The following is a 15,986-nucleotide window of genomic DNA, read 5'->3' as shown; positions in this document are numbered from 1 at the left end:
AATAGCTAGCCGTTACTGTATCTCCTCATACCAAGCACGACTCGGCCGACCCGACGGAGACCACCAACATTATCAAATTCAGCCTCAACATCGGCATGTGCGACCCTTCCCATTGTCGCGGTCAGCTCGCAAATGTTCTGTTGTTCACGGAAGTGCAGACACTCGCAGCATGAATGCAGCACTTTACCTAGCAACCGTCTTTATCTGGGGCACGACCTGGCTGGCGATCTACTACCAGGTCGGCGAGGTGCCGGTGGTCGTCTCGGTGTTTTATCGCTTCGTGTTGGCTGCGGCGATCATGTTGCTGGCGATGTTGGTGTTGCGCAAGTTGCAGAAGACCACCCGCCAGGATCATTTGTTCTTCCTGCTGCAGGGCGGCTGCCTCTTCTCGTTTAACTTCATTTGTTTTTACACGGCTACCGAGTCCATCGCGAGTGGGCTGGTGTCTGTCGTATTCTCGCTGGCGACGATATTCAATGCGGTGAACAATCGCCTTATCTGGAAAGAAACGATCCCGGCCAGAGTTGTTCTGGCGGGCGCTGTGGGAGCACTGGGGCTGGTGCTGTTGTTTTTGCCGGAGCTTGGTGGACAGTCCATGGGGATGAGGTCCGTTAAAGGCCTGCTGCTGGCCACCGTGGGCACTTATCTGTTCTCGCTGGGCAATATGATTACCCGCCGCAATGGCAGTCACGGCCTGCACCCGGCTACCACCAATACCTACTCGATGCTTTACGGCACGGTGATACTGGCGATAGTGCTGCTGATAACCGGCCAGCCCCTGGTCGTACCGACGGGTGAGTTTTATCTGCCGGCGCTGCTGTACCTGAGTATCTTTGGCACGGTGATCGGCTTTACCACCTATCTGATGTTGGTCAATCGTATAGGCCCCAATCACGCGGCCTATGCCACGGTGTTGTTCCCGGTGATTGCGCTGTTCCTGTCGAGCTGGTTTGAAGGATACAACTGGCAGCTGGCGAGTTTTGTCGGCCTGGGCCTGGTGTTGCTCGGCAATGTCATCCTGATATTCAGGAAGCCTGGTTAGTTTGCTGGCGGCGCTGCACGTACTTGTACAGGCCGATGAGCGAAGCGGCAATCCAGAACAGTTCAATCACAAAGCTTGCCAGATTGAAGTTCACACACAGGCTGATGAGCAGCAATATGGCGCTTATCAAATTCAGGGTGTTGTAGGTCAGACTGGTCGCTGCAATGCGCTCCAGTTGCAAAAGCAGGTAGGCGATAACAACCAGTGCAGTGCCGGTCATGCCGAGCAGGTCGGTGAGATCAAATTCCAAAATTCAGGCCCGTACAATGTTGGATTGAAGTTGTTATCCTACTAGAAACAAACCGTCGATGTGTCCATGGCTCGTTGATAGCCATTGTGTAGGGCGCGACACTGGCGCAACTATTCGCTACAGCATTACAAGGTAATTCATGTCTATTCGTATTCTCGCCCCTCTGATCCTGTGGGCATTCCTGATTGCTCAAGCCCATGCCTTCGAACCAGCGGCGCTCAAGGAACGCGCCCAGTTGCTCGACAAGATAACCCAGGAGCGCCTGACCGAGGTGCTGCCCGAATTAATGCGCCGTCAGAACATCGATCTCTGGGTCATCATGTCGCGCGAGTACAACGAAGACCCGGTCCTGAAGACGATGCTGCCCGCCAACTGGATGTCGGCTCGTCGCCACACCATGCTGGTCATACATGATCCCGGTGCGGGTAGGGCGCTGGAGTATCTTGCAGTCGCTCGCTACCCCGTCGGTGAGTTATTCCAGTCCGTCTGGGATCCTGAGCAACAGCCCGATCAATGGCAGGCGCTGGCACAGCTGATTGCTGCGCGCGATCCCGACACCATTGCAGTGAATACGTCTGACAGCTTTGCGCTGGCCGATGGTATGTCGAGCACCGAATGGCGCGAACTCAACGCCGCGCTCAGCCCCACAATGCGCGCCCGCGTGGTCTCTGCCGAGTCACTTGCCATCGCCTGGTTGGAAACTCGCAGTGCCACCGAAATGGCGTATTACCCGCAGTTGGTGTCCAAAGGCCACGAACTGATCGCCCGGGCGTTTTCTAATGAGGTGATTACGCCCGGGGTTACGACGACTCAGGCCGTGGGATGGTGGTTGCGCGAGCAGTCACAGGCGCTGGGGCTGGCGAACTGGTTTCATCCCGCGGTTTCATTGCAGCGTCGCGGTGAAGCTGGATTTAACCGCCAGGGTGTTATTCAGCCGGGCGATCTCATCCACGTGGATTTTGGTCTGACCTGGCTGCGCCTGAATACGGACCAGCAACAGCATGGCTATGTGCTGCGAGAGGGGGAAACCGAACCGTCTGCTGGCGTCGTGCAGGCCATGGCTGCGGCGAATACGCTGCAGGACATTCTCACTAGCAACTTTGTCGTCGGTCGCACTGGCAATGAACTGCTCGCCCTGAGCAGGCAGCAGGCTTTGGCCAGTGGCTTGCGCCCCACCATTTATTCGCACCCACTCGGGTTACACGGCCACGGTGCCGGCCCGACGATAGGTATGTGGGATGCTCAGGAAGGTGTGCCGGTTAATGGCGATTATCCGCTGTTCGCCAATACGGCTTACTCTATCGAGCTGAGTAATACCGCAGCGGTGGCTGAGTGGGGTGGGGATGTGCGTATCATGCTGGAAGAGGACGCCTTTTTCGATGGCCAGCAGGTACGCTATCTCAATGGACGACAGACTAAACTGCACATTATTTGCAGCGGTGCTGCCGCAGTAGTCAGGTAGCTGTTGTCCAGACCTCTGGTCTCACAGGGCCCGAGCATCCGGGGGTAGATTCCGCTGCCCACCCTGCGGGCAGCGGGTTGCAGTTGCAGCGCCTCAGAAGGCGTAGCGCAGGTCGAGGCCGTAGGTAATGGTATCGCGGATACTGGTGTGGGCGGCTCCCAGGGTATCGGCAGCGAGGCCACCTGGGTTGGACGCGTACTCTTCGTCCAGCAGGTTGTCGCCCCACAGCGCTATCTCAAGATTCTCCTGCTCGTTGGTCCACGCCACGCGCGCGTTGAGAATTTTGCGATCCTGGAAGTACCAGGGCCCATCTACAAAGATCGCCGTATCCGGGTCAAACTTGGCCGGGTCCTCATTGAACACATAGTTCATATGCAGCAGCAGGAAACCGGTGGGGATCTCCGGTGTCCAGTCCAGGCGCAGGGTGTAATCGTTGTTGGTGCGCGACGTGAATTCCTCGCCACCGGCAGGTTCACCGGCCGCATTGAAATACGCTTCTTCGATTGAGCGGGTCTCGCGATAGGTGGTGAGGCCGGCGATGCGCAGGGTGTCGGTAATGCTCCAGGTCACGACAATCTCGATGCCTTCGGCTTCCTCATCACTGGTGACTACCGTGGGGGCGGCAGTGGGATCATCGGGGCTGTCCTTGGTCGATTTGGAATTCTGCTTGCCATCGAGTTCGTGGTAGAAAAGCGCCGCCTCCACCCGCAGGGTATCTGCAAAGAAGTCGCCTTTCAGGCCGATTTCGTAGCTGGTCATGTCTTCAGGGTCGAAGGGGCCGGCCGCGTAGGCGGAGAACGACTGGCCGTCGAAGCCGCCCGATTTGTAGCCGGTGGCTGCCGAGGCGTAGAGCATTGCATAGTCACTGAACTCCCAATCCAGCACCAGGCGTCCCGTGGTTTTACTCCAGTCGTCCTTCAACTTGAACTGGTCCAGCCAGACTTCTTCTGGGGCGCCTGATTCTGCCGGGTTGTATGCGACACGCTCTGGGGCGTACGGCCAGTCCAACTGGGATTCGTAGGTTTGCCAGGTGTACTCTTTTTCGTCGTAGCTGTAGCGTAAGCCAGCAGCGAGACTCAGCGTGTCGGTTAACTGGTAGGTGGCATCGGCGAATATACCCCAGTTAACGAAGTCGCCTGTGTTGTCCATGGTCTCGGTGAAAAATTCGCCTGAGAACGAGGGGGGTAGCACCGCAATGCCTTCTGCTGCAGAGAGTGCGAGATACAGTTCCTCGCTGGGTGGCAGTAAATTCCAGATGTGGTCATCCGGACCGCCGAAGCCGCCAAGGATAGTCAGGAATTGCATGTACGAGTCGGCCAGCAAGCCGATGTCGGTGCGCTGAAACACGTCTTCCTTACTGTAGTTACCACCGGTAATAAAGTTCAGTTTGTCGGTGACGTAATGGAAGCGCAGTTCAGAGTAGAAGATGTCTGAGTCTTCGATATTGTTAGTGTCCAGGTAGCGACGCGGGTCGGCGGTACCGTCTTCTTCCTGGAGATTGGTGGTGTCCCAGTCGCGATAACTGACGATACCAAATGTCGACCATTCATCAGTCAGCTCACTCTCCAGTTTCAGCGACACACCGTACATTTCGCGCGTCTCTTCGCCGCCAATCACATCGTGAGCGGTCTCTCCGGAGAAGGGGTCATCGCTGGCCTCATAGGCATATTTGCCCACGCCGATGATGACGGATGGCGCTTCATCGCGATCTTCCACATCCACGGCAAGTTGTAGCGATGTGCTGTCGCTCACGTCCCACAGCAACGCTGCGCGAGCTGCAATGTATCCCTCGTCCTTAACGTCGTCGCCCACGCCTTTCTGTTCAGTTAGGCCATCGCGCTGATGGCTGAATACATTCGCCCGCAAATACACTTCGTCGGTGACGGGGGTGTTTACCATGCCTTCCAGACGCAGCAGGTTGTGGTTGCCGACCCGGGTCTTCACAAACGCTTCGAACTCGTCGTGGGGGCGGTTGGGTACAATATTGATCACGCCGGCGGTGGCGTTGCGCCCGAACAAGGTGCCCTGTGGCCCCTTCAGAACTTCTGTGCGAGCGATATCGGTAAAGGGAATCGACGTTGCTGCCCGGGGCATATAGGTGCCGTCGTAAAACGTGGCCACCGACGGATCGCCACCGGAGCTGATGTTGGGGCTGCTGACACCGCGGACGGTGACACCGGCCTGGGTAGATGAACCGGAACCAAAGGCGCTGCCAATTTCCACGCCGGGCATGAAGGTGTCGATGTCGCGAATATCATCGGCGCCGGTATTTACCATGTCCTGCGCGGTGAAGGCGTTTACCGTGACCGGCACGCTCATGAAATTCTCTTCGCGCTTCTGGGCTGTGACCACCACTTCCTCCAGTTGCAGACTGTAGCGCCTGCTGTCTTCCTGGGCAGTGGCGGGGATGGCGAAATTGGCTGCGATTAGCGCAGTAGCGATTGGCGTCAGGCGACTATTGCGGGTGTGCACGATAGGTACTCCTTATAATTATAGTTTCTTATACTAACTTTTTTGCATGACTAAGACACGCGTGGTCTATTGAATGCATCACCAGCCTGAAACAAATACTAAAGAAGGTCTGTTATGTCTGACTATCTCGAATCGCTCTTTTCGTTGAAGGGGAAAACTGCGCTTGTCACCGGCGGTGGCAAGGGCATTGGCCGCATGATTGCCGAGAGCCTGCTGCAGGCGGGTGCCCGGGTGTATATTTCCTCGCGCTCGGCAGAGGACTGCGAGGCCGCGGCGGCCGAAATGGCGGCGCTTGGCGATTGCCGGGCCTACCCCTATGACTTGTCACAACTAAACAATATTGAAGCCCTGGCGGGCGAGATTGAGGCGGCGGGGCAGGGCTTGCATATTCTGGTGAATAACTCCGGAGCCACCTGGGGTGCACCACTGGATAAGTTCCCTGAGGCGGGCTGGGACAAGGTCATGAACCTCAATGTAAAAAGTCCCTTCTTTCTGATTCAGAAACTGTTGCCGCTATTACGAGCAGCGGGTACCCAGGAAGACCCGGCCCGGGTGATCAACATCAGTTCAGTGGCCGCGACCATGGCGGGTAGCCAGAGTGCCTATTCCTACATGGCCAGCAAGGCGGCTATTTCCCATCTGACCCGCGGGTTGGCGGTGGATCTTGCCAAGCAGCACATTGCCGTGAATTCGATTGCGCCGGGTTTTTTCCCGAGCAAGATGACCAGTCATATGACGACCGACGAAGGGCTGGCGTTCATGCGATCGCTGGCGCCCATGGGGCGCATTGGTGAACCTCAGGATATTGCCGGTGTGATGCTGTTGTTGTGCGGTGCAGCAGGGTCATTCATGACGGGCGCCACGATTCCGATCGCCGGCGGGATGGACCTCGGAGCGGGCTATTAGCGGCGACTCTGCTCGCCGCCGGGGCGGCGAATCGGCGTGACGTTGTCACACAGTTCGACCCTGTTTCTGCCCGCGGTTTTGGCCACATACAGTGCCGAGTCAGCCTGGCGCAATGCATCACTGAATTCGCCGCGTACTTGGGCGACGCCGAAACTGGCGTGAATAATCGCCTCGCCATCGGGGAATGCGAAGGGTATTTCATACAGCTGGCGGCGCATCGCTTCCGCCACCACCTGGGCTTTTTCCGCCGAGGTCCCGGGTAATAAAATCGCAAACTCTTCTCCGCCGATCCGGCCGCAGATGTCAGACTCGCGCACCAACTCGCGCAGCATTTTCGAGACGTGTTGCAATACCTCATCGCCCACCGCGTGGCCGTAATTGTCATTCACACCTTTGAAGTGGTCCAGGTCCAGCAGTACCAGCGACAGCGGATTGCCGGTGCGTTGCGCCTGGGCGGCCTGCAGGCGGCTGTACTCATTGAACGCGCGGCGGTTGTAGAGGTTGGTCAGTTCGTCGACGCGTGCCAGTCGTTCTGCGACCGCATTGGCGTTAATGAGTTGGTGTTTGAGGCGCAGGTTGGAGTCGATGGTGCCGGCCAGCACCCGTGCCGAGCGCGTTGCCGATAGCAGGAATATGAGGCCGGCGGTCGCCATACCCGCTTCGGGCAGGGAGCCCTGGGCGAAAAACCAGGACACAATGGGCAGCAGCAACAGTGCCACTGCACCGATTTGCAGCGGCCAGTTGGCGGAGAATACCGCCACTGCGCTGCCGGCGAGACCAATCATAAAGTACAGCACAATGATCTGGTCGGCGTAGGAGGCCTTCGGCATGATCCACAGGCTGCCAATGCCCCACCAGGCAAAGTAGGTCAGGGTGGCGGCGAAGTAGATGAATTCCCGGTGGCTGTTTTCGTCGACCTCCGGGGGGTGGCGCCGGAAGCTCTGGTACATGGCAATGCGCACACTGGCTGTGGCGACAATGCCGCCCATCCATGTCAGCAGGCGATCAGACGATTGCTGCTCCCAAAGCACAGCCAGCAGAATCGCGGCCACCACCACAGAGATGTAGGCGGCAATATGGGACTGCTGCAGGAGTAAGGTCAGTTTCTCCTGATGTACAGTACTGGGCAGGTTGGCGGGGCCCGCGCGCTGGTCTTTATTTATCATCTTTTAAGTGTAGCAGCCGCGGGGCGGGCAGGGCATTGCCGTGAGCAACAAAAAAGGCGCCCCGTGGGCGCCATTGCGAGTGTGGATGCGGGCCTAGAACTGTACGCGCTTGGTAAAGCCACCGTCGACCACCAGGTTGGTGCCAGTGACAAAACTGGCCGCGGGGCTGGCCAGGAAGACGACCGCGTTCGCTACCTCTTCAGCGCTGCCCAGTTTGCCTCCGGGGAAGCCACTCTCAACCTGCTGGAACACTTCGGGTGCACCCTGGTTCACCATGTCCCAGTTACCACCGTCGAAATAGGTGGGGCCGGGGGAAACGCAATTCACCCGAATGCCCTGCTCACCCACGGTCTGCGCGAGCTGGCTGCTATAGGTGATCAGTGCGGCCTTGAGGGCATTGTAGGGCTGGGGGGCAAAGAAGTTCTCTACCGCCGCGGTAGAACTCATCAACACGATGGAGCCCGCGTCAGATTTGGCGAGATAGGAGACCGCGGCGTCCACACCGCGGCTGGCTCCCATGATGGTAGTTTCAAAGTTGGCGCGCCAGGAGTTTTCGTCCACTGCACCGCCAACGCCGCTGGCCATGATGATGAGAATGTCGATGGTGCCCATGGCTTCGCCGCAGCTCTGGATCCAGGCCTCATAGCCGGCCTTGTCTGTGACATCGACCGCGGCGCCAGAGGCCATGCCGCCGTTTGCTGAGAGAGCGGCAACCGCTTCATCTACCGTAGCGGCATCGCGGGCACAAATAGCGACTTCTGCGCCTTCGCCGACCAGCAGTTCTGCCGTGGCGCGCCCAATACCTCGGGCGCCGCCCACGATGACTGCCTTCTTGCCTTCAAGGCCGAGAGAAAATTTCATGATTGTGAACTCCGGTGTTGTTTGTTGGCTTATGGAACCGAAGGTCTACGCTAGCTGAGCTGATGAAATAAAACAAGCCTACCTGATTGTTTTTATGCGTTGGCGGGGGCCACCGGTATCGCGGTCTCGTTCTTTACTTCCTCGATCACCACGTAGGTGTGGGTCTGGGAAATCATCGGTATCGCGCCCAGGTGTTCGCCGAGGAATTGCTGGTAGTCCTGCATATCGGCGCAGCGAATCTTGAGCAGGTAGTCAAAGCCGCCGGCCACCATGTGGCAGGATTCCACTTGGGGCAGGGCCTGCATGCGTTGATTGAACTCGCGCAGTATTTCAGTGCTGGTGTTGACCAGCGATACCTGAATAAAGGCCAGGGTATTGGCGTTGAGTCGTGCCGGGTCGGCCAGGGCGACATAGCCAGTTATGTAGCCCTCGCGCTCCAGGCGCCGCACTCGCTCCAGGCAGGGTGTCGGGCTCAGTGCAACTTCACGGGCAAGGTCTACATTGGATATGCGGCCATCCTGTTGGAGCAGGGTCAGAATTTTGCGATCGGTTCGATCGAGTTCACGCAGTCGTTTGTTCATAGTGAATAATCCTGATAAACCCCTTTGTTCAGCATAATACGCTATTTAAGTAGCAAATAAAGAGACAAATATTATGCTAAATACGGAAAATACAGCCAAACACTAAGGAGAATGGCTGTGACTGATACCTTGCAACACTACCGGGATAACATCCGTGGGGCGTATTGCGCCGACGAGCACAAGACTGTGGCGGGGCTGTTGGATACCTGTCGCCTCGGCGCTGAGGCACGCGAGCAGATTCGCAGTGATGCGATTCAGTTGGTGGAGCAGTGTCGCGGCCAAAGCGATCGCGCCGGCACCCTCGATGCGTTCCTGCAGGAGTTCGGTCTGTCGAACAAAGAAGGCATCGCGCTGATGTGTCTGGCGGAATCCCTGCTGCGGGTGCCGGATCAGGAAACGGCGGACAAGCTTATCGCCGAAAAAATTCTCTCCGGTGACTGGGCTGCCCACAAAGGCAAATCCGGTTCGCGTTTTGTGAATGCCTCGGTATGGGGCCTGATGTTGACCGGACGCATCGTCCATCTGGATGATGAAATCACCGGTGACACCGCCTCCTGGATGAAAAAACTGGTCAGCGGCATGGGCGAACCCGTGGTGCGTCGCGCTGTACTCCAGGCCATGAAGATTATGGGCGGGCAGTATGTCTTGGGCCGCACCATAGAGGAGGGCGTGCAAAAAGGGGTTGCCGGTAATCGCCCCGGTACGCGTTTTTCGTTCGATATGCTGGGAGAGGGAGCGCGCACCGACGCCGACGCCCAGCGCTACTATGACGCCTATGCGCAGGCTATCGAGTGCATTGTCCGCCTCGGTAGTCGCGAGGGCGTGATTCAGTCTGACGGTATTTCAGTCAAACTGTCGGCGCTGCACCCGCGGTATGAATACCGACAAAAGCGCCGGGTGGTCGCGGAGTTGCTGCCCAGGGTTAAGGCCCTGGCGCTGATGGCAAAGCAGGGCAATATCGGGTTCAGTATCGACGCCGAGGAAGCCGACCGACTCGACCTCTCCCTGGACCTCTTTGAGGCCCTGGCCCGCGATCCCGATTTACGTGGCTGGGACGGCCTGGGTTTCGTGCTGCAGGCTTACCAGAAGCGCGCCGTGGAAGTGGCCCGGTGGTTGATTGCGCTCGCCGAGAGTGCCCAGCGCCGGTTGATGGTGCGACTGGTGAAAGGTGCCTACTGGGACGGTGAGATAAAACACGCTCAGGAAATGGGTTTGGCAGATTACCCGGTCTTTACTCGCAAGTGCCACACGGATTTGTCGTACCAGGTTTGTGCCCAGGTGCTGTTAAGTGCCCCTGAGGATATCTTCCCTCAATTCGCTACACACAACGCCCATACCGTGGCATTGGTTCAGGCGCTGGCCCCTGACCCTGCCGCATTCGAGTTTCAGCGCTTACACGGTATGGGCCATCTGCTGTATGACCAGGTTCAGGAAGCCTCACCGCAGACGGTTATCCGCGTGTACGCGCCGGTCGGCAATCACCGTGACCTGCTGCCTTACCTGGTTCGACGTCTACTGGAAAACGGCGCCAATAGCTCGTTCGTTAACCGTTTCCTCGATGCACAGGTACCTGCGGCAGAACTCATTACGGACCAGGTGGATCTCACCCGGTCGGCGCATCCGTATCGTCACACTCGTATCCCGCTGCCCATCGATCTGTACCAGCAGGCGAATGTGCCCTGGCAAAATTCCCGCGGCATTGATCTGGCCGACCCGGTCGCTGTTTCGCCGCTACTGGAAGCCATGGCTGCAGGCGTTCGACCTGACGCTTTAGCTGGCCCTGTCATTGGGGGAGAGCGCAAACCTGGTGACACAACGCTGGTCATCTCGCCGGCCGATCACGGCGTTCAGGTGGGCAAAGTTATCGACGCCAGTCCGGCCCAGGTGACTGAGGCTATGGCGCGCGCCTATGCCGCCCAGCCGGCCTGGGATGCATTGGGTATCGATGCACGCGCTGCCTGTCTTGAGCGCGCGGCCGATTTGCTGGAGCAGGAGTGCGAATCGCTGATGGGGCTGATTGTCGCCGAAGCCGGGCGCACGATTGACGACGCTCTGTCCGAGGTGCGAGAGGCGGTGGATTTCTGCCGCTACTACGCGCGCCAGGGACAGCACAGTTTGCGCGGCGATGATCATCTTCCCGGGCCCACGGGTGAGGACAATCGACTCAGCTTGCACGGACGCGGTGTGTTCCTCTGTATCAGCCCCTGGAATTTCCCGCTGGCCATTTTTGCCGGCCAGGTGGTCGCCGCGCTGGTCGCGGGCAATTCTGTGGTCGCTAAGCCTGCCGAGCAGACACCGCTGATCGCGGCGCGCGCCGTGGACATTTTGCATCGTGCCGGCGTGCCCGGTGATGCGTTGCAATTGTTGCCCGGCGACGGCGCCATGGTTGGTGGCGCAGCGGTTCGCGATCCGCATCTGGCAGGGGTCGCATTTACCGGCTCCACCGCCACTGCGAAACTCATTAATCGCCAGCTGGCTGAGCGCGATGGACCTATCCTGCCGTTGATTGCCGAGACAGGCGGCCTCAACGTCATGCTGGTTGACTCAACGGCCCTGCCGGAACAGGTGGTTGACGATGTTATCAGCTCTGCCTTTCAGAGTGCCGGCCAGCGTTGCAGTGCGCTGCGCGTACTGTATTTACAGGAGGATGTGGCGGATAACATCATCACCATGCTGCGCGGTGCCATGGCTGAATTGAAACTCGGTGACCCCGCGGCGCTGAGCACAGATATCGGTCCCGTGATTGACCTGGACGCGCGCCAGATGCTGGAGCGTCACGAGCAACGCATGCAGCGCGAGGGGAAATTACTCGCCAGCTGCGAACTCGACGCCGCCCATCGCGAGGGTAACTTCTTTGCCCCGCAGGTTTACGAAATCGAAAAACTCGGTCAGCTCGAGCGCGAGGTGTTTGGCCCTATACTGCATGTGATTCGTTACAAGGTCGCCGACCTGCCGCGAATCTATGATGACATCAATGCCAGTGGTTATGGCCTGACCCTGGGGGTGCACAGCCGCATCGATGCGTTCGCCCGTGAGGTGTTCCGTGCAACGCATGTCGGCAACACCTATATCAACCGCAATATGGTTGGTGCCGTGCCGGGTGTGAATCCATTTGGCGGTCACGGCCTGTCCGGCACCGGACCCAAGGCGGGTGGCCCGAACTACCTGTTGCGCTTCGCCACGGAGCGCACGCTTACCGAGAACGTGGTGGCTCGCGGCGGCAACACCCAGCTGTTTGGGCTGGAGGAATAAGTCTGACTTGGGGCAGTCATTCAGATGAGTAAGAAAATACTGATCATCGGTGCCACCGATGGCATTGGTCTGGAGGCAGCGAAAAAACTGGCGGCAATGGGGCGTGAGGTACTGATCCACGGCCGCCACCCAGCCAAGCTCGAAGCAGCGGCCCAGGCGCTAGAGGAGCACGCACAGTTCCCGCTGGCGCGTTACATGGTAGACCTGTCTGACCTTGCTCAGGTGGCGGCGATGGCAGACGAGATTGTCAGCGAGCACCGGGCGCTGGATGTGTTGCTGAACGACGCCAGCATTTTTCGCACGCCAGATCCCGTACTCGCCAACGGCATGGACGTGCGCTTCGTCGTCAACGCGCTGGCACCGCTACTGTTGACCCGTCGCCCGCTGCCGTTGCTGGGCAACGAGGGTAGAGTAGTGAACCTGTTATCTGCCGCGCAGGCTCCCGTCGATCTGGATGCGCTTACAGGCAAGGTCCAGATTCCCGATCACTTCGGCACCTATGCCCAGAGCTAACTGGCCCTGATCATGTGGTCGCGCAAAATGGGCATGGCCGAAAGACCGGCGGTCGTCGCCGTGAATCCGGCTTCCATGCTCGCCAGCAAAATGGTCAAGGAAGGCTTTGGTGTTGTCGGGAACGAGCTCAGTATCGGCGTCGACATTCTGGTCAGAGCCTGCCTCGATGGTGAGTTTGGCGCGGCCTCCGGTAAACACTTCGACAACGATTAGAGGCGGTTTGCGGCACCCCATGCCGGTGCGCTTAATGACGCCAAGGTCGAGCAGGTTTGTGAGGCGCTGGACAGCCTGTTGTAAAAGATCAGATTTTTTTCATTTATCGCTTGCAAATGCGACTGGGAATGATAATAATTCTCATATGGTTGAGCGAACGGGGAATTCCCGGTAAACGGGGAAGTTCGTTCAGCCAGCTGTCAAAGACCAGCAATGGAGTCTCCCCCGGAGCTACGCTTTGACAGCATGGAGGCCACCCTCGGCCTCCATGGAGACGATTGTCTTCATGTAAATGTGTGGAGCTTAAAGCCCGCCGGTGTGAGCAGCCGGCGGGCTTTTTTTTGCCTTGAAAGAGGGTGGATGGTCGCAGGCCAGTTATGTCACAGTGGTGGCGTGATGGTGTTGCTCATCTGTACAAGCCCGCACGCGGGACAGAAGAAGACTGTGCTTGCGCGGCAGCGTAGAAGCAGAAAGGGCGAAAAGGTCAGGCGACCACGAGAGCACCATCGGCGGTGTGCAGGAGTTGCGCGTTGTAACCCCAGTATTTCGCTATGCTGTCAGTGCTTAACACTTCCTGCGGCGCGCCCTGGGCCACGCTGCGGCCGGCATCGAGATGCAGGCAGTGAGTGGTGTGGCGCAGTGTCAGGTTCAGATCATGGAGAATGGCCACAACAGCATAGTTGTGTTCGCGAGCGAGGCCGCTGGCGAGTTCCAGCATGCGGTGTTGCTGGCCGAGATCCTGAGCAGAAGTGGGTTCGTCTAATAAGAGCACCGGCGCGTGTTCTGCCTGGCTGAGCTGCACCAACACCCGGGCCAGGTGAATACGCTGCCGCTCGCCACCGGACAGACGCGGATAGGGCTTTTTCGCCAAATGGGCACAGTCGGTCGCGCGCATCACGGCTCGCACGGTCTGTTGCGCGTTTCGCCAGCCGGTGTTCAACGGAGTCAGGCCCAGTGACACCACCTCTTCAGCGGAGAACGCAAAACTCAATGAGCTGGCCTGGGGGAGTACGCCGAGATGGCGGGCGCGTTCCAGTGCGCTCCAGTCTTGCAGGCGTTGTCCGTGCAACCTTATGTCGCCGCCGGTAGGAGCCTCCTCGCCGCACAGCAGTTTGAGGAATGTCGATTTACCTGCGCCATTGGTTCCCAGCACTGCTTGCACGTGGCCGGGACTAGCCCGCCAGTCGGCAACTTGCAGGGTGAATTCGCGCCCGCGGCTGAACTTGAGATCGTGTACGTGCAACATGTGGCTATGCTCGATGTCGCTGCTGCAATAGCAGCACCAGAAAAAAGGGCGCGCCGAGAAGCGCGGTCAGAATGCCCACGGGTAGTTCGGCCGGAGCGAGAAAAAGTCGTGCGCCGATATCAGCGAGCAGTAGCAACAAGGCTCCTCCCAGGGCCGCCAGTGGCAGTAGCGTCGTGTGATTGGGTCCCGTCAGCATGCGCACAAAGTGGGGCACAACCAGACCGATGAAACCAATGACACCCGCGGCAGAAACCGCCAGCCCCACACCCAGCGCAACCAGGAGCACCAGTTCGCGCTTTAGCTGTTCGACATCAATACCCAGATGGCGAGCTTCAGCCTCGCCGAGTAACAGCGCGTTGAGGCCGTTGGCGCTGCGCTGCAGTCGCCAGGCTATCAGCGCGAATGCGGCGGCTAGAATCCATAGCCGGCCGCCGTCAGCAGAGGCCAGAGAACCCATTTGCCACAAGCTGAGATCCCGCAGCCGGGCGTCGTCAGCGATATAGCTGATAAACCCAATAAATGCACCTGCCAGCGCTGAGATGGCAATACCCGCCAGAAGCAGAATGAAAACCGACGTGCCTGTGGACCCTCTGGCCAACTGGTAGATAAGCACGCTGGTGCCGAATCCGGCGGCAAAGGCGCCCAGGGGGACGATCCACCAGGCCAGCTCGGGCGGCGAAAGAAATATCGCCAGCACCGCCCCGACAGCGCTGCCGGATGACACGCCGATAATACCGGGGTCTGCCAGCGGATTGCGAAACATACCCTGCATTGCCGCGCCACATTGCGCAAGGATTGCGCCCACCAGTACCGCGAGCAAAGTTCGCGGCAGGCGCAATTCGACAATGACTGCGCGCTGGTAGTTGGCCAGATCAGCCGCGTTGCTGCCAATAGCTGCGTCAATCAGTGCCAGTAGACTCTCTTCGGCCGGGATAGCCATTGCACCTTGAGTGACAGAAGCCACGGCGCCGAGCATCAGCAGACTCATGAGCGCGATGGCACTATTTCTATACGACAAGCGCATCATTGTGCCGCGGTCGATTGGCCAAGCGAATCTGCTAGACGCACCGCGTCAGCGATCGCACCGGGGCTCAGCCCGGCAACAAGATTCGCCGCGTTCACGCTGAGTATTCGTCCGCGCTTCGCGGCATCCCCGTATTCGAGTATGGCGTTCAATTCCACGAGTCGCGCTGGGGAAGCACCCTCGTGGCTTGCGACCAGAATAAGCGAGGGGTTTAGCTCCAGCAGTGCTTCGGCAGACAGTGTGCGATAGGCATCGAAGCCGCCGATATTGCTCGCGCCAAGTAACTGGATGAAGGCATCGCCGGCGGTGTTTGTACCAGCTACGAGCAGTTTGCCGGGTTCGATACTGAGGATGAATGCGACTTTCTCAGCGCTGAGGTCTGCTGCGGCAAGTCGCTGCGAATCTGCTTCGATGGCCGAGATCACTTCAGCGACATGGTCGGTGGCACCTGTGTACTGCGCAATTTCCTGCACGTTGGCTTTCAGGGTGGCGACACTGTCGGGGGAGGGCAGTTGTAGCACCGCGACGTCAGCGCTGGCGAGTGTGGATAGTACCGCCGCGGGCCCAATGTGCTCCGAACCAATGACCAGATCAGGCTGAAGTGCCAATACGCCCTCCGGGGACAGTGCACGGTGGTATCCGACATTCGGCACTGAACGATATCCCTCCGGGAGAGCGCTGGTGACATCGACCCCGACCAGAGCGCTGTCCACGTTAAGCGCGAACAGAATCTGCGTAGCACCGCCGTCGGTGCTGATGACGCGAGGTTGGGCGTGGACGCCAAAAGAGACGGCCAGCACCAGGCCGAACATCAGTGCCATAAATCCGCGTTGCATTCGTAGTACTCCAATTTTCGTCGAAGGCCTGTCAGGCCCTGTGTGGGTGAGCTAGCCCATAGTACTTTTTGCAAATAATAAATACAATAAGAATCATTATCATTTACATGTGGGGAATTCGCTGCTAGATTGCCGGCCTTTCCAACACGCAATCCCAATACA

The 15,986-nt window shown here is 58.5% G+C and carries 14 protein-coding genes; 6 read left to right on the top strand and 8 right to left on the bottom strand.

What is annotated here, in order from left to right; genetic code table 11:
• The first annotated feature begins 169 nt into the window (after positions 1-169).
• Entirely contained in the window at positions 170-1,042 is an 873-nt protein-coding gene (locus A3709_RS00190; protein ID WP_066048254.1) for a DMT family transporter, read from the top strand.
• Here A3709_RS00190 and A3709_RS00185 read toward each other — a convergent pair.
• The gene (locus A3709_RS00185; RefSeq protein ID WP_231871057.1) at positions 1,026-1,292 is read right to left on the bottom strand and encodes a hypothetical protein; all 267 of its coding nucleotides are present in this window, start codon (positions 1,290-1,292) and stop codon (positions 1,026-1,028) included. The genes A3709_RS00190 and A3709_RS00185 overlap by 17 nt on opposite strands.
• A 139-nt stretch (positions 1,293-1,431) precedes the next feature.
• On the opposite strand from A3709_RS00185, the gene A3709_RS00180 reads away from it, so the two are divergent.
• The gene (locus A3709_RS00180; RefSeq protein ID WP_066048249.1) at positions 1,432-2,754 is read left to right on the top strand and encodes a M24 family metallopeptidase; all 1,323 of its coding nucleotides are present in this window, start codon (positions 1,432-1,434) and stop codon (positions 2,752-2,754) included.
• A gap of 93 nt (positions 2,755-2,847) precedes the next feature.
• Here the strand turns inward: A3709_RS00180 and A3709_RS00175 are convergent, their stop codons facing one another.
• The gene (locus tag A3709_RS00175) at positions 2,848-5,226 is read right to left on the bottom strand and encodes a TonB-dependent receptor (protein WP_066048245.1); all 2,379 of its coding nucleotides are present in this window, start codon (positions 5,224-5,226) and stop codon (positions 2,848-2,850) included.
• A gap of 114 nt (positions 5,227-5,340) precedes the next feature.
• On the opposite strand from A3709_RS00175, the gene A3709_RS00170 reads away from it, so the two are divergent.
• Positions 5,341-6,132: an SDR family oxidoreductase gene (locus A3709_RS00170; RefSeq protein WP_066048240.1), complete on the top strand. Its 792-nt coding sequence runs from the start codon at positions 5,341-5,343 to the stop codon at positions 6,130-6,132.
• Here the strand turns inward: A3709_RS00170 and A3709_RS00165 are convergent.
• From A3709_RS00165 to A3709_RS00155, 3 genes are all read right to left on the bottom strand, one after another.
• A complete protein-coding gene (locus tag A3709_RS00165; protein ID WP_066048238.1) occupies positions 6,129-7,298 on the bottom strand; it encodes a GGDEF domain-containing protein in 1,170 nt (389 codons plus the stop codon). The two genes, A3709_RS00170 and A3709_RS00165, sit on opposite strands and share 4 nt — an antisense overlap.
• Before the next feature lie 93 nt (positions 7,299-7,391).
• The gene (locus tag A3709_RS00160) at positions 7,392-8,159 is read right to left on the bottom strand and encodes an SDR family NAD(P)-dependent oxidoreductase (protein WP_066048236.1); all 768 of its coding nucleotides are present in this window, start codon (positions 8,157-8,159) and stop codon (positions 7,392-7,394) included.
• A gap of 92 nt (positions 8,160-8,251) precedes the next feature.
• Complete coding sequence (locus tag A3709_RS00155; RefSeq protein WP_066048233.1) at positions 8,252-8,740, bottom strand: Lrp/AsnC ligand binding domain-containing protein; 489 nt, start codon at positions 8,738-8,740, stop codon at positions 8,252-8,254.
• Between the two features lie 117 nt (positions 8,741-8,857).
• On the opposite strand from A3709_RS00155, the gene putA reads away from it, so the two are divergent.
• The 3 genes from putA to A3709_RS23515 are packed head-to-tail and all read left to right on the top strand — an operon-like array spanning position 8,858 to position 12,718.
• Entirely contained in the window at positions 8,858-11,992 is a 3,135-nt protein-coding gene (putA, locus tag A3709_RS00150) for a bifunctional proline dehydrogenase/L-glutamate gamma-semialdehyde dehydrogenase PutA (protein WP_231871056.1), read from the top strand.
• Between the two features lie 24 nt (positions 11,993-12,016).
• Positions 12,017-12,505: an SDR family NAD(P)-dependent oxidoreductase gene (locus A3709_RS23520; RefSeq protein ID WP_197484013.1), complete on the top strand. Its 489-nt coding sequence runs from the start codon at positions 12,017-12,019 to the stop codon at positions 12,503-12,505.
• Between the two features lie 12 nt (positions 12,506-12,517).
• On the top strand, positions 12,518-12,718 hold the full coding sequence (locus A3709_RS23515) for a hypothetical protein (RefSeq protein ID WP_197484012.1): 201 nt from the start codon (positions 12,518-12,520) through the stop codon (positions 12,716-12,718).
• Positions 12,719-13,202: 484 nt separating this feature from the next.
• Here the strand turns inward: A3709_RS23515 and A3709_RS00140 are convergent, their stop codons facing one another.
• The 3 genes from A3709_RS00140 to A3709_RS00130 are packed head-to-tail and all read right to left on the bottom strand — an operon-like array spanning position 13,203 to position 15,824.
• The gene (locus tag A3709_RS00140; protein WP_066048226.1) at positions 13,203-13,964 is read right to left on the bottom strand and encodes a heme ABC transporter ATP-binding protein; all 762 of its coding nucleotides are present in this window, start codon (positions 13,962-13,964) and stop codon (positions 13,203-13,205) included.
• Between the two features lie 4 nt (positions 13,965-13,968).
• Positions 13,969-14,952 carry an iron ABC transporter permease gene (locus A3709_RS00135; RefSeq protein WP_231871055.1) on the bottom strand — a complete coding sequence of 328 codons (984 nt, stop codon included), beginning with the start codon at positions 14,950-14,952 and terminating at the stop codon, positions 13,969-13,971.
• Between the two features lie 35 nt (positions 14,953-14,987).
• Positions 14,988-15,824, bottom strand: a complete 837-nt coding sequence (locus tag A3709_RS00130) for a hemin ABC transporter substrate-binding protein (protein WP_082849772.1) — start codon at positions 15,822-15,824, stop codon at positions 14,988-14,990.
• Between the last annotated feature and the right edge of the window lie 162 nt (positions 15,825-15,986).

The sequence above is a fragment of the Halioglobus sp. HI00S01 genome, assembly GCF_001635445.1.
Lineage (GTDB): Bacteria > Pseudomonadota > Gammaproteobacteria > Pseudomonadales > Halieaceae > Halioglobus > Halioglobus japonicus.
Note: the sequence above shows the minus strand (reverse complement) of the source record. Positions and strands in the feature narration are given on the sequence as shown.